Annotated in this window: 12 protein-coding genes, 1 tRNA gene and 2 pseudogenes; 8 read left to right on the top strand and 7 right to left on the bottom strand. The window is 59.3% G+C overall.

From position 1 onward, the window contains the following. Positions 1-70: 70 nt before the first annotated feature. The 3 genes from ACZ5TB_RS05055 to ACZ5TB_RS05045 are packed head-to-tail and all read right to left on the bottom strand — an operon-like array spanning position 71 to position 3978. On the bottom strand, positions 71-2500 hold the full coding sequence (locus ACZ5TB_RS05055; RefSeq protein ID WP_464792229.1) for a TonB-dependent receptor: 2430 nt from the start codon (positions 2498-2500) through the stop codon (positions 71-73). Then, the gene (locus ACZ5TB_RS05050) at positions 2484-3410 is read right to left on the bottom strand and encodes a FecR family protein (RefSeq protein WP_464792491.1); all 927 of its coding nucleotides are present in this window, start codon (positions 3408-3410) and stop codon (positions 2484-2486) included. The genes ACZ5TB_RS05055 and ACZ5TB_RS05050 overlap by 17 nt, the downstream gene beginning before the upstream one ends. A 55-nt stretch (positions 3411-3465) precedes the next feature. Next, positions 3466-3978 carry an RNA polymerase sigma factor gene (locus ACZ5TB_RS05045; protein ID WP_464779624.1) on the bottom strand — a complete coding sequence of 171 codons (513 nt, stop codon included), beginning with the start codon at positions 3976-3978 and terminating at the stop codon, positions 3466-3468. A 145-nt stretch (positions 3979-4123) separates the two neighbouring features. Here ACZ5TB_RS05045 and ACZ5TB_RS05040 point away from each other — a divergent pair, with 145 nt between their 5' ends. From ACZ5TB_RS05040 to ACZ5TB_RS05020, 5 genes are all read left to right on the top strand, one after another. Continuing rightward, positions 4124-5323 carry a serine hydrolase domain-containing protein gene (locus ACZ5TB_RS05040; RefSeq protein ID WP_464779623.1) on the top strand — a complete coding sequence of 400 codons (1200 nt, stop codon included), beginning with the start codon at positions 4124-4126 and terminating at the stop codon, positions 5321-5323. Positions 5324-5455: 132 nt separating this feature from the next. Next, positions 5456-6169, top strand: a complete 714-nt coding sequence (locus tag ACZ5TB_RS05035; RefSeq protein ID WP_464792228.1) for a TetR/AcrR family transcriptional regulator — start codon at positions 5456-5458, stop codon at positions 6167-6169. A 220-nt stretch (positions 6170-6389) separates the two neighbouring features. Further along, the gene (locus ACZ5TB_RS05030) at positions 6390-7784 is read left to right on the top strand and encodes a tyrosine-type recombinase/integrase (protein ID WP_464792227.1); all 1395 of its coding nucleotides are present in this window, start codon (positions 6390-6392) and stop codon (positions 7782-7784) included. Between the two features lie 39 nt (positions 7785-7823). After that, positions 7824-9175 (top strand): IS3 family transposase gene (locus tag ACZ5TB_RS05025; protein WP_464792226.1). Its coding sequence is split into 2 segments (ribosomal slippage): positions 7824-8160 and positions 8160-9175, totalling 1353 coding nucleotides; the frame shifts between segments, so codons are not numbered across the junction. Between the two features lie 139 nt (positions 9176-9314). Beyond that, positions 9315-10082: a hypothetical protein gene (locus tag ACZ5TB_RS05020; protein WP_464792225.1), complete on the top strand. Its 768-nt coding sequence runs from the start codon at positions 9315-9317 to the stop codon at positions 10080-10082. 35 nt (positions 10083-10117) lie between these two features. Here the strand turns inward: ACZ5TB_RS05020 and ACZ5TB_RS05015 are convergent, their stop codons facing one another. The 3 genes from ACZ5TB_RS05015 to folK all read right to left on the bottom strand — a co-directional run bounded on the left by ACZ5TB_RS05015 (position 10118) and on the right by folK (position 11749). Further along, positions 10118-10948: a hypothetical protein gene (locus tag ACZ5TB_RS05015; protein ID WP_464792224.1), complete on the bottom strand. Its 831-nt coding sequence runs from the start codon at positions 10946-10948 to the stop codon at positions 10118-10120. 168 nt (positions 10949-11116) lie between these two features. Beyond that, positions 11117-11192: transfer RNA gene (locus ACZ5TB_RS05010), tRNA-Lys, on the bottom strand. Positions 11193-11236: 44 nt separating this feature from the next. Continuing rightward, on the bottom strand, positions 11237-11749 hold the full coding sequence (folK, locus tag ACZ5TB_RS05005; protein ID WP_464792223.1) for a 2-amino-4-hydroxy-6-hydroxymethyldihydropteridine diphosphokinase: 513 nt from the start codon (positions 11747-11749) through the stop codon (positions 11237-11239). 23 nt (positions 11750-11772) lie between these two features. Here folK and ACZ5TB_RS05000 point away from each other — a divergent pair. From ACZ5TB_RS05000 to ACZ5TB_RS04990, 3 genes and pseudogenes are all read left to right on the top strand, one after another. Next, positions 11773-12144: pseudogene (locus ACZ5TB_RS05000) on the top strand (uracil-DNA glycosylase family protein); the annotation flags it as partial. Positions 12145-12210: 66 nt separating this feature from the next. After that, a protein-coding gene (locus ACZ5TB_RS04995) for an IS3 family transposase (RefSeq protein WP_464791474.1) occupies positions 12211-13376 on the top strand; the annotation gives its coding sequence in 2 pieces (ribosomal slippage) (positions 12211-12472 and positions 12472-13376; 1167 coding nt in all). Between the two features lie 18 nt (positions 13377-13394). Continuing rightward, a pseudogene (locus ACZ5TB_RS04990) lies at positions 13395-13676 on the top strand (uracil-DNA glycosylase family protein); the annotation flags it as partial. A gap of 10 nt (positions 13677-13686) precedes the next feature. Here the strand turns inward: ACZ5TB_RS04990 and ACZ5TB_RS04985 are convergent. Further along, a complete protein-coding gene (locus tag ACZ5TB_RS04985; protein WP_464792222.1) occupies positions 13687-13977 on the bottom strand; it encodes a putative quinol monooxygenase in 291 nt (96 codons plus the stop codon). Between the last annotated feature and the right edge of the window lie 6 nt (positions 13978-13983).

Below are 13983 nucleotides of genomic sequence, written 5' to 3'. Positions count from 1 at the left end.
GGAGGGGTGGGCGCCCGCCAGCGTTCATTGGCATGACGTCACCATAGGATCTTTGCCGTAACCGCTGGCGTCAAAAAGCGAAGTCCATTCCAATCCTTAGCGTTCGCGGACGCATCGGCGTCACATAATCGCCGCGCAGATTAAATGGCGTGCCCAGCGAAAAGCGATTGCTGCGGCTGTCCAACAGATTGCTGAGCGACAGCGAGAATTGCAGCGGCCCACGCGAAATGCTCGCGCTCACCGCCGTATCGACATAATCGCCCTGGTCGCGCCCAAGGACAGGACCAACGCCCAGCCGCGATTTGCCGATGTATCTGGCGGACCCATTCAGGTGCAGGGTCATGCTGCCGCTTAGCCGGGTTCGATAGTCGATCGCGATCCGCGCAGCAAGGTTGGCGACATTGGGCAACGTCATCGATTCGTCTGCGGCCACCAGTGCCCGGACATAGGGCGCGGCCTTTTTAAGCCGACTGTCATTATACATAAAACTGCCATCGATGCTCAACGTCGGGAGGGGCCGCACAACGATGCGGCCTTCGACGGTAAAGATGCGTCCGTCACCGATATTGGCCGTCGCGGGCAGACCGATCCTGTCGATCACATCGGCCTGGATATCCCGCCAGTCTGTATAGGCGAAATTCCCGCTGATCGCGACCAGATCGTCACCGGAAACGCGCTTGCGGAACCCGAACTCCAGCGTCGATGCCCGGTCGTTGCTGAACCGCATCACATGCTGGTCATCCACCGCCAGTCCGCCCGGTCGAAAGCCCTGCTGATAGCGGGCGTAGAGGGTCAGGCCCGGAATAGCATCGCTCAGCAGGGAAAGGGACGGCAGGAAGATCGTCTCATGCCGCTTCGCCTCCGCTTCTGCTCGCGCGATCTCGGCACTGGCCAGCAGGGCGACAGGATCGACTGCCTCGCCTGACAGGCTGCTGTTCGTCAGCCGACCGCCGAGGGTGGCGACCAACCCGGCCACGGGTTCAAAGGACATCTCGCCAAAGACCGTCGCTTCCCGGATGCGATTGCGTACCCCCGTTGCGACCGCTGGAGTGCCACTGCCGTACAGCGGGACGCCGGGAATAATCTCATCCCCCACGAAGCCGGGGCCGAAGGAAACCAGCGACCGGCTCAGCTGCGATGTGCTTTCCAGATAGGAAAGGCCGACGATCCAGCCGAGACCATTTTCCCTTTCCCGCGTGAGGCGGTTTTCCGTCGAAAAGATGGAAACCCGATTATGCTGGGTGAAGAGCGCGGGCGGCGTGGAGGGCTGCGTCGCGTCATAGCTTTCGGTCAGAATGTTGCGGACATAGCCGGTCGATGACACGAAGCGCAGGTCATCCCATTGCCTTTCGACACGCACATTGCCGAGCGCATAGTCGGAGGACGAGGGTTGCGCCAAGCTGGACCTCCGGTCGAGGGGACCCGCCGTCCGATCCGCATATTGCGCATCATCCCCGTCGATCCGCTGGTAAAGCCCCGTGAGGTCGATCACCCAATCCTCATTGGGCGCAAAGCGCAGCGCGGCGCGGCCACCATATATATCCGTCCGATTGACGTCATTGCGTCGGCGCTGGAGATCATAGATATAACCGCCCTCCCGAACGCCGTAGCCGACAATGCGCAGCGCCAGCCGTTCCGGAACGACCGGAACGTTCAACATCGCGGAAACATCCCCACCCGGATCGCCATGCTGAGTGATACTGAGGCCGGTGGATAGCTGCCCGCCGATCCGTGCGAGATTGGGGGGATTGGGCACCAGACGAACGATCCCGCCCAGCGACCCCGCGCCGTACAGCGTGCCCTGCGGCCCTTCCAACACTTCGACGCCCTGCATGTCGTAGAGGCGCAGGTCGGGATCAGGTGCCGCATAGTTGAGGCGCATGTCGCCAAGATATTGCCCCGTGGTCGCCTGTGTCGGACCAGCAATGGCGGAATCGGCGATAGCACGCAGGAACAGCTTGTTACGGCCCGGACCAGCATGGGTGGAACTCAGGCTGGCGACACGGCTCAGCAGAGTTGCGGTGCCAGCCGCGGCTTCTGCGCTGGTGAGCGGGGCATAGTCCAGGGCCTCCACGACGCCGGGATAGCGGGGCAATGGAACGTCGCGCTTGGAGGCGGTGACGACGATCTCGGCGAGCGGTGGCGGCTCGGGAATTGCTGACCTGGCGCGAGCGACAATGGCAGGGGCAGGCGTCACAGGCGCTCGAACGATGCGCCAGGTGCTGGCGTTTATCCGCTCGGCATGAGCATTGGTCCCGCGCAGCAATCGGCGTAGCGCCGTCTCAACCGACAAACGGCCCTCGATCGCAGGTGTGGCAAGACCCGCGAGCGACTGGTCCGACATGCCGATGGATGCGCCCGTCTGACGGCCAAGCACAACGACAGCCTCACCCAGCCGGGACGGGGCGATGCTGATCATCTGCCTGTCCGCAGCGTTCGCCGGGGATGTGGCTGCAACGGCTAAGGCAGTGACGATAAGGACGTCAGCGGATCGAGCCATCCTTTTCCTTCAGCAGCCATCCGTCACCTTGCCGCACGGCCGAAAGACCCATGAGCGGGGCGGCGGCTGCGAAAAAGCGCGGCAGGTTTTTGTCCAGCCGGATCGTGCCCGTAAACCGCGTGCCGCCTGCCGCAGGCGTCGTATTCAGCTTCACCCCCAACGATCGTGCGATGTCCGCGCTGATCTGAGCCACCGGCATATTGTCGTAACTCAGCCGCCCCTCGCGCCAGCTGGCCACGCTATCGGGCGCGACGTTCATCAGCCGAACGCCGGTGGGGTCGCTCGACAGCCCCCGGCCTGCGGGCAGGGCAATCGCCTGCCCTTGCGGATCGAAGATCACCTTGCCCTCCGCAACGCCGATCCGTGTCGCATTGCCGCTATGGACGATGTTGAAGACGGTGCCCGCATCCTCGAATACGGCTTTGCCCACGCTTACCCGGAACGGATCACTGCTGTCATGGTGGACGGTAAAGGCAGCTTCGCCCCCATCGAGTGCGGCGAAGCGATTATTCTTGTGATCGAGGCGCAACGTCGAACCACCGTTCAGGTTTATGCGCGTGCCGTCGTCCAGGACGATGTTGCGCACCTCACCCGGACGGGTGGTCACGGTATAGATGTCGCTCCTCGTCCAGTTGCCGATGGAGACGGCCGCCACGATTGCTGCGGCTATCGCGCCTCCCGCAATCCAGCGTCCCGGCCGCGATCCCGGCGTTCCCGGATCATTTGCGGCGGCAGGCTTGGCTTCGGGGGCCGACATGATGGCAGCCAGTCCGGCATCCGCCGCCATCACGGCATCATAGGCTGCCGCATGCGCCGGATCAGCCTCCAGCCAGATGGTGAAGGCGTCCCATTCAGCAAAATCGGGATCGCGCGTGCGGATGGCCCATCCGAGCGCCTCCTCATGAAGCATGGCATTCGCCCCGGTCATATATTGCCCCTTACCGGGCGAGACGCCGCAGTGCCGCTCATTCCGTATCCAGCCTCTGCTTGAGGACGGTCAGCGCGCGATAAGCCTTCTGCAAGTCCTTCTCCACCGTCGTCAGGCTGACCCCCAGTTCCTCGGCGATCACTCGCTGCCCGACTCCTTCGATCCTAAATCGACGGAACACCAGTTCGACACGTGGTCCCAGTTCGCGTAGCACCTCCTGCGCGTTCTCCACGATCTCGGCCAGGATCAGCCGCTCATCAACGGCCATGTCCTCGCCCGGATCGGCCATGACGCCGCCAGCGCTCTCCGCCCAATCATGCTCCCGCTTTCCCCGGCGCGTGCTGGAACGATAACGGTCCAGCATCAGATTGTTGGCCGCGCGATACAGATAGGGCAGGGGGTCAGCGACCGGACCAACATCCCTCGCTTCCAGCTTCATCCACATGTCCTGAAGCAGGTCTTCTGCATCATCCCCCGCGCCACGCGCGCGCAGGAAGCGCAGCAGCGCTCCCCGGTTCGTCAGAAATATCGCAGATAGGCCGCTGGCCATGCCGTTGTAGGTCCAGTGCAGGTGAGGGCGCCTGAAATAGAGGGCTCAACAGGTCTTTGGCAATGGACAAGCGAACTGCCCCCGTCGGCATTGTCCTCGACGCGCCACTACTCTAGCACAAATCGGGTGAGTAACCGGAGGCAGGATGCAGGCGACCACGCAGGTTGACGTAGGGGCAGCTACAGCGACGGACATGAACCCGCAAAAATTGGAGCTGCTTGCCACATCGCTGCACGAAAAATATGTGGCGACAGGCAAGCTGCCTCATTTGCGTCTGCTTGTGTCACGCGATGAGCGGGTTCTGCTGTCGCATATCAGCGGCTTCGCGCGCGCCAGCCATGAACCCCTTGAAGGAGACTCCCTGTTCCGGATCGCGTCGATGACGAAGCCGGTCACATCGGTCGCTTTCATGATGCTGGTCGAACAGGGACTGGTCGCGCTGGACGATCCCGTGACGGATGTCCTGCCGGAATTTGCAAAGCTCTCCGTGGGACGAGATCGGGCGCCCTTAAGGCAGCCGATGCGAATGATCGATCTGCTGCGCCATACATCTGGGCTGACCTACGGCCTCCAGCGGCAGACGATGATCGACGCCGAATATCGTCGGCTCGGACTGGACGAGTTTCAGCAGAAGCGCAGTTCCGAAGAGTTCATCGCGGCATTGTCCCAACTGCCTCTGGAATTTTCGCCCGGAGAACGCTGGAATTACTCGGTCGCAACCGATGTTCTGGGCGTGGTGGTCGAACGGTTGAGCGGCCTTGATCTGGACAGCTTCTTCACTCAGCGCATCTTCCGTCCACTCGGGATGACCGACACGTTCTTCGAGTTGCCCCGCGACAAGGTGGGACGAATGACCGACGCATGGCAGCTGCGCGCCGACGGCGACCTGTCGCTCTACGATCGTGGCGCCCGCAGCGGTTGGCGACGAAGTTTGAAGCTGCGCTCCGGCGGAGGCGGGCTCATATCGACCGTGAACGACTATCATCGCTTTGCCCGGATGCTGTTGCGGGGCGGTGAACTGGACGGAACGCGCTTGCTCGAACCGCAGACCGTAGCCGCCATGTATGCAAATCACCTTCCAGGCGGGGGCGATCTTGCCCGCCATTCCTTGTCCTTGTTCAGCGAGGCGGATTATGCGGGGGTAGGCTTCGGGCTGGGCCTGGCCACTGACCTTGCGACCGGAGAATATTTTTGGGGAGGCCTATTCTCCACCTTCTTCTTCATCGACCCCATGGAAAAAATCATCGGGCTGCTAATGACCCAGCATCTGCCGTCGACCAGCTATCCGATCCGCTGGGAACTGCGCGATGGCGTGCGGGCAGCGATTGCGGCACGCAAGGCCTGAGCAGATGAGATCGGCTTCGTGTGGCATTCGGGCCGAAAGCCAAATTTGCACCTTCATGCATTGCCGCTATGCTGGTGAGCGGGGGTGAAATGCACATAATGAGGCACGAGATTGACCGCCAAGGGTAAGCCGATGCTGAAGGATGTAGGCGATCGTCCGCAAACCTATTCCAGCCCCGCCATCATCGAACGGCGCAAGCGCATTCTGCAAGAAACGCGAAAACTAATCGCTGAACAGGGCATCGCCGCCTTCAGCATGAACGAGATCGGGCACCGCGCGGGCGTTGCCAAGCGAACACTCTATAATGCGTTCCAGACGCGGGAACGGATGATCGCGGCGGCGATCCAGGAATATTTCGACGAATATGTGAGCAATCTCTCCTATGTCAGCGAGCCTGGCACGATGGAGCATAATATCGAACGCATGATTTCCGTCCTTCAGCGCAACGCTAAACTGCGAAATTACGTGAAGGCGGTCATGTCGCTCTATTTCAGCTCCGATGTCGACCACGATATCTGGACCGCCATCCACGCGCCAGCCGTCCACCATAATCGCAGCTGGATCGCGGCGCTGGAAGCGAAGAAGCAGCTTCAGCCATGGGTCGATGTGGATAGGCTTGTCGATGATCTGGTGCGGCTCGAATTCGCGACGATCAACGAATGGGCGCAGGGCCGCATAGCTGACGATGAAGTCATAGTCCGGCTCGTCAGCAGCTACCTGGGCTGCCTTTCGGGCGCGCTGAAAGGCAATGCGCGCAAGGACGTAGAGGCGCTTCTCAAGGACATCGCCGAACGCGGCGCAGATGCCATCCCGGTGCCCCATCGCGCAAAGTCGATAGCAGCTTGAACTTCTGCTTTCGGTTCACGAGGCAGAGACGGCCACCATCGACCAAGCATTTCCCCTTGGGTCTGAGGGAGAGGGGGATGGCGGAAAATGGTGAGCCCTGCTGGACTAGTTTTGTCCTGAAAATTCTGCTAACGAAACCAGAAAGGTATTGAATTTCAAGGTGATTGGCTTCCTTACTGTGACTCAAAGTGTGATACTTTCTACAGGTAGGGAAGAGCTTTTGGCCGCCGCAGTCAAATATGTGAAAACCCGCAACGGGGTTTACCAGTATGTGCGGCGCGTACCTGAAAGCGTGAAGCGTCAGCCCGCGCATTATGCTCATCATTTTGGATCACGACCCTTGTTCCGGGCTTCCTTGAAGACCAAGGATCAGGGGCAAATGCACATTGCAGCAATGGCCGCTCATACGGACTTTGAGCGCCGTCTGGCGTCGATCTCCGGCGGGATTATGCCACAAGCGCCAAAGCTGTTGGCGGTGTCGTCTTCGCCTCTCCGTACCGTCACTCAAGCGGACCTAAACGAACTGACCGCCCGCTACAGAAAGGTAACGGCGGAGTCGTTCGAGCGCGCCTACGTTAAGGCGGATGCCAGCGCAGAAGATGCGGCAGAGTATGAACGTATCCTCTACAACATCGAAGTGGGGGCTGAGGAGGAGCGTAAGGCCTTGGAAGCCAGAGCAGGTGGAGGCAAGGCCAGCGCGCTTTCCGATGATGCGCTTTGGGTCATCGGCAATGATCGATGGAACGCCCCCGCTGGTTCAGAAGCGTTCGGTGCCATCGTCGGCGCAATCCGTGCCGGTACTCAGCAAGGACGAGACGATATACAGGCGCTTATAGAAGGGCGAAAAACTCCCCGCCTCGCGGCGCAGCGCAGCATAGTCGAACCTTCCGTACCAACGCTGAGCGAGGCTGTTGATCAGTACCTAGACCATCGGAAGCTGCCTTTCAGAACGGAAGCGGAAGTTCGATCATCGCTACGTCTCTTCGAAAAATTGTTTGGGAATAAACGGCTCGACGGGCTGACTCGTCGGGACTTCCACAACTACGCTGAGCATCTCGCTAAGCAGGTGATTGGCGGAAAAACTGTGGGAAGCATTGTACGGCCTCCTAGCAGCGCCACGGTCAAAAAGCGGATCGGTTTGCTGCGATCCGTTATCAACCATGCAATAGATCGAGATTGCTTTTCAGGACCGAACCCGGCCAGCGGTATCAAAGTGGATGCCTATGTAGAACGGCCTAACAGGTCGGTCATGCCTGAGAAGCGCCGTCTGAGCGTAGATGAGATGAACCTGCTGTTTCAGCACCCTTGGTTTACAGGCTGTGCGTCAGAGACGAACACGCACGTCACGGGAGGACATCGACTGAGAGGGCAGGAATATTGGGTGCCGGTGGTTGCCGCGCTTACCGGATGCCGTGCGGGCGAGCTTGGCGGCTTGATGCTTTCGGAAGTGATGTTGGAGGGGACGACCCCGCATCTGCTTATTAGAGACAACCGATACCGCAGAACCAAAGAGGGCTACCAGCGCAAGGTTCCAGTGTTGGACGCTTTGTTCGACCTCGGTTTTGCCGATGTTCGCCGTCAGCACCAATGGCACAGATTTGAGGTTGTGATTTAAGGAGGATTTGGGTCTCGTCGTAGTGACGAAGGAACGAAGATGAGACCCAAATCCTCGATTGCCAAGAAGCCTGCCGAGCAGGTGGTGAAGGACATCCGGCGGGCGACCCGGCGGCACTTTTCTGCCGAAGACAAGATCAGGATCGTACTGGACGGACTGCGCGGCGAAGACAGCATCGCCGAGCTGTGCCGCAAGGAGGGCATTGCCCAGAGTCTGTATTACACTTGGTCGAAGGAGTTCATGGAAGCGGGGAAGCGCCGCCTGGCCGGTGACACCGCCCGTGCCGCCACCACCGACGAGGTGAAGGATCTGCGCCGCGAGGCCAGCGCGCTGAAGGAATGCGTCGCCGATCTGACCCTGGAGAACCGCCTGCTGAAAAAAAGCATGATCGCGGATGGGGGCGACGACGAATGAGGTATCCCGCATCCGAGAAGCTCGAGATCATCCGGATCGTCGAGCAATCGCACATGCCAGCCCGCAAGACGCTGGAGCAACTGGGTATCCCGCGCCGGACCTTCTGCCGCTGGTATGACCGCTACCTTGAGGGCGGTCCCGAAGCGCTGGAAGATCGGCCCTCGGCACCGAGCCGGGTGTGGAATCGTATCCCGGCTGAAATCCATGACCAGATTATCGAACTGGCGCTGGAGCAGTCCGAGCTCTCCCCACGCGAGCTGGCCGTGCGGTTCACCGACGAGCAGCGCTACTTCGTGTCGGAAGCCACGGTTTACCGCCTGTTGAAGGCCCACGATCTGATCACGAGCCCTGCCTATGTCGTGATTAAAGCCGCCGATCGCTTCCACACGCAGACCACCCGACCGAACGAGATGTGGCAGACCGACTTCACCTACTTCAAGATCATCGGCTGGGGCTGGATGTACCTCTCAACCGTGCTCGACGACTTCTCCCGCTACATCATCGCATGGAAGTTGTGCAGCACGATGCGGGCCGAGGACGTGACCGACACACTGGACATGGCGCTCGCGGCATCGGGCTGCGATCAGGCCCACGTGCATCACCGGCCACGCCTGCTGTCGGATAATGGCCCTTGCTACATCGCCAGCGATCTCGCCGATTACATCGAGGTCCACAAGATGAAGCATGTGCGCGGCGCGCCCTTCCATCCCCAGACCCAAGGCAAGATCGAGCGCTGGCACCAAACCATGAAGAACCGCATCCTGCTGGAAAACTACTTCCTGCCCGGCGACCTCGAGGCCCAGATCGCGGCGTTCGTCGAGTACTACAACCACCAGCGCTACCACGAGAGCCTGGACAATGTGACGCCCGCCGATGCCTACTTCGGCAGGGCCGTAGCCATCATCAAACAGCGCGAAAGGATCAAGCGACAGACCATCGAACATCGGCGCTTGCAACACCGCAAGCTCGCCGCATAACATCAACCCCCAAACGAGGCCGACACTCCGCTAATCTACGCCGCGAGTTGCGCCAAATGTTCTGACGACGGACACAGAAGGCCTATTGTATCGTACCTTTTCTGTACAAGACCTTCATACGGATCGCTGGCTCGGCGGAATGTACGACAGCGACCTAAGGCCTATAGCTAATGCAATGAAACGAATTGAGAGTGATCACGGTCTAAATGATCAGCAATCCTTCTATACTCATAGCGCGCCGGAAGATTGGTTGAAACTGTCCAAGGCGTACGAAAATGTCTTGGACGTAAAATTTGAAGAAACTCTCCGCGAGTTTGGCCTCGCTGCTGATGCGGACATGTGGCGAAATGACAGGACGCGTTTTGATCAAGAACGTGAGGCCGCAAGACTCAGCATCTTCGAGGCCCTTAACGTTGAGAAGGCGGTGATAGGCGCAATCGCCACCTATGAGCGGGAAGCGGAAGTGTGTGCCGCCGTACGTGCCTATTGCTCTGCAAGTGTTATGCTAGGGGCGGCGGCGGAAGGTAGGTTACTTCTCGCCTGTCTACAAAACCCAGTGAAATGTCAGGCCGCTGCGACATCCCTTCCGAAGAGTGTAAGGCCTAGGAAATCTGATCCGTTGAACTGGACTTTAGAGCATCTTATTAAAGTTGCAGATGCTGCTGGTTGGATAACGAATTTGGCCGACGATGAAGTTGTTTTTATTGTATCAAATTGGCTGGATAAGCTGCGCAATAATAGAAACTTGCTTCATGCTGGTCGTCAAGCGAAATATAAGCCACATATCGATATCGATGAAGAGGCGTATAACGATGCAAATGCTGCGTACCTAGCCTTGCGAACTTGCTTAGACTACCCGGAAGGGATCGATGTGGGAGAGGTATCTATCATGCCGTACGATCTATAAATAACGTAGAAAATTTCTTGGTTTGCCGCCGTCTATCAAGAGAAGTCGTTTCCTCTAGCCGCGATACGAATAGGTCCGCCGTTCTTACCAGCATCTACACCGTGAAATTCAATCTGGAAGCTCGTATGCCGCTTGCGACGAAACATATCTTTGTAAGAAATTTTACCTCTGCCAAAGACAACCGCTCGCCCCTCTAAAATAGCTTTGTGAATATCCTGAGGTAAGGGATTATCCATCTCTAGCTTGATCAAACTAGGCATGTCTGGATGGATTGTTATCGCGGGTGCGTTCTGTAATGCCTCTACATTTTCTGGTTCATTGGCCCAATCCCAATTTGGCGGACGCACGACAACGCTGCTTTGAACGCAACAGTTGATGGCCGGGGTAGCTCCGTAGTTTATAATATGAAATGGTATACTGATCTTTTTGTTTGGTTGAACGATGCCTTCGCCGGTAGGTTCAACTCTTAGGTATGCGCGTTGTTCGCGGCGTGAAATCTCCCGAGTCTCCCACAACGTCCAAACTAGAAGGCCAGTACCAATCCCGCTTATTATCAGCGCCCAAAAGGCATAACGAGCAGCATCGTTAGCGGCGTCAGCGGCCTTCCATTGGGCACATAGATCATCATTGCTTTTATACTTGCCTGAACCGCAAGCGGGTGCTTCTGGCGGAGGCGGGGCCAATTTGATGGGGTTAGTCACTTCAATGCGAAGTGGCTTAGAGCTATCTGCTGGCTTAACTAAGGAGGGAGTAGGTTTGGCGTAGCCACTGCTTGGAGCCAAGCTTGCTTCCAAAAATAGACCGCACAACGCGATAGCCGTTACCTTGGCGGTCGCAAGCGCTGCTCGGATTAACTGCTCTTCCATAAATCCCCCGATTCGTACCCGTCATGCCGATGACGGGCGGGGGAGGGAAGACCTTACATGAATGCGCAGTACGTTCAGTAGGGAAGGCCCATTGGCGATTAAAAACTGTGATACAAAATGTGAGACAATTGCCTCTAAATTTCACCTAAACCATTGATTTAATTGGTTTGGTGAGCCCTGCTGGATTCGAACCAGCGACCTACTGATTAAAAGTCAGTTGCTCTACCGACTGAGCTAAGGGCCCTCTCGTGCGAGGTCCGCACGCACTAGAGGCCGTTATGCGACTGGTCAACCTCTAGGACGCAGCAAAACTTGTGCTTTTCGCAACCTTGCCCGCAGCTGCCGGATGGACAGGCCGGAAACCGGATCGCGCCAACCCGGTGCGATCGTGCAAAGCGGCGACAGCACGAAATCGCGCGACCGAAATGCGGGGTGCGGAATGTTCAGCGTCCTGCTCTGCCAGCGCCCGCCGGACCACAGGATGATATCGATATCGATCCTGCGCGCGCCCCAGCGGCGATGGCGGCGCCGACCGAGTCCCGCCTCAATCATCTTGAGCGCGCTCAACATTGCCTTTGGTGGCAAGTGGCTCTCAATCAACAAGGCGCTGTTCGCATATTCCCGCAACGAAGGCCCGATCGGCGATGACGTCAATGTCGGCGCCATAGCAAGCACCCGGCCAACCCGCTGCAAGCGGGCCGCAGCTTCCTTCACCAGCATCTTGGGCGTCCGCTTCCCCGACAGCGGCCGGTTCGACCCCAGTGCAAGCGCGTAAAGATGAAGAGTGCTTGTCTTGACCATCACACTGCGCCTAACCGCTACGCATGACGCTGCAAAGCCCCATAGCTCATGCGGAAGCTCCGCTCGATTGCCCGCTCTGCCCGCGCCTCGTCGCTTTGCGCGAGGAATGCCGGACCCAGCATCCAGACTGGTGGAACGCCCCGGTGCCTGCATTCGGCGATCCGCTCGGCCGCATCGTCATCGTCGGCCTGGCTCCGGGCAAGCAGGGAGCCAATCGCACCGGCCGGGCCTTCACTGGCGATTTCGCTGGCAACCTTCTCTTCGCGACGCTGCTGAATGTCGGTCTGGCCCAGGGCACCTATGAGGCACGGCCCGATGATCAGCTCGTCCTGCACGACGCCATCATCCTCAATGCCGTGAAATGCCTCCCGCCCCAGAATAAGCCCGTGCCGCAGGTGACGTGACCCCCGATTTTTCCTCCAGTTAGCGCTAGAGTCCGATCCAACGAAGGGACGGACGGAATGAAGCGGAAGCAGTTTTCGGAAGAGCAGATTATCGGCATTTTGAAGGAAGCCGAGGCGGGTGCGGTGGTCACGGAATTATGCCGCAAGCACGGCATGTCGAGCGCGACCTATTATGCGTGGAAGGCCAAGTATGGCGGTTTGGAGGTGTCGGACGCGAAGCGACTGCGGGCGCTGGAGGAGGAGAACTCCAAGCTCAAACGGTTGCTCGCGGACACGATGCTGGACAATGCGGGGTTGAAAGACCTGCTGTCAAAAAAGTGGTGACGCCCGCTGCACAGCGCGAGGCGGTTGTGCATCTCCAGATCACGTTGGGGATGAGCGAGCGGCGCGCGTGCCGGGTGATTTCAGCGGATCGCAAGAGCATGCGCTATCGCTCGTGCCGCCCCGATGATGCCGATTTGCGGTCGCGGTTGCGCGAGTTGGCGCAGCAGCGTCGGCGGTTCGGCTACCGGCGCTTGCACATCCTGCTCCGCCGGGATGGCATTATGATCAACCGCAAGAAGACCCAGCGGCTCTACCGCGAGGAGGGGCTGACGGTTCGGCGGCGGCGGGGCAGAAGGCGCGCCGTTGGGGCGCGGGTGCCGGCTCCGGTGCTGGCGCTTCCCAACCAGCGCTGGAGCCTGGACTTCGTTCACGATCAACTCGCCACCGGCCGCCGGTTCCGTATCCTCAACATCGTCGATGATGTGACGCGTGAATGCTTGCGGGCGGTGCTCGACACTTCGATCTCGGGCAAGCGGGTGGCGCGCGAACTGGGCGATCTCATCGCCGAGCGCGGCGCGCCCAAGATGATCGTCAGCGACAACGGGACCGAACTGACATCGAACGCGGTGCTCGCCTGGTCGGGCGATGTCGGCATCGAGTGGCACTATATCGCGCCGGGCAAGCCGACGCAGAACGGGTTCGTCGAGAGTTTCAATGGCCGCATGCGCGACGAGCTTCTCAACGAAACGCTGTTCTTCACGGTTCGTCAGGCCCGCTCGATCCTCGCCAACTGGGTCGATGACTACAACACCGAGCGGCCGCACTCTTCGCTCGGCTATGCCACACCGGCGGCGTTCGCCGCCGAACTCGAAAAGCAATGGGCGGGTTTAAACCCGCCCATTGCTTCAACCGCGCTCCTGCGCGACAACAACGGTCGGTCTCTGGTTGCAGCTGGATGAAAGGCGGGGGTCACGTCACAGGAAGCACATAATTGCCGCATATTCCTGAAGTCCGCCGTGGAAGCTCTGCCCAACGCACGGATATTCATCGCGCTAGGCGAGATCGCGCATCAATCGGTCGTGAAGGTGCTGGGCGGCAAGCTTCCAAAAGCCCGCTTCGCCCATATGGCGGAACATCGCATGCCAAGCGGTAAGATTGTGCTCGACAGCTATCACTGTTCCCAAAGAAACATAATGACCGGCCGCCTGACGAATGAGATGTTTGCGGCCGTTTTCGAAAGAGCAGTGGCGCTGCTCTGACGCAGACCGCTCAGCTTATCAGATAGTCGAGATAAGCACCTTCCGGCGGCCCATCCATCGCGTCCATCATTGGCCCGAACAGCCCCTTGTCCAGCATCGGCCCCGCCGCCTTGTGCGCATCGACATCAGCCCAGCGCTCGATAAAAACGAAGCGACGCTCATTCCCCAGGTCGCGCAGCATCTCGACACCCTCGCAACCCGGCAGCGGGCGGACGGCGGCGGCAAGCGCGCGAAGGGCAGTTTCCAGCGCCGCGTCCGACCCTTCCTTTGCGTGCATCACATAATGGCGTGCGACCGTCATGGCGTC

This window comes from Sphingobium sp. TomTYG74 (genome assembly GCF_055393875.1).
The sequence above is the reverse complement of the archived record's forward strand: the minus strand, read 5'-3'. Positions and strand labels throughout refer to the sequence as shown.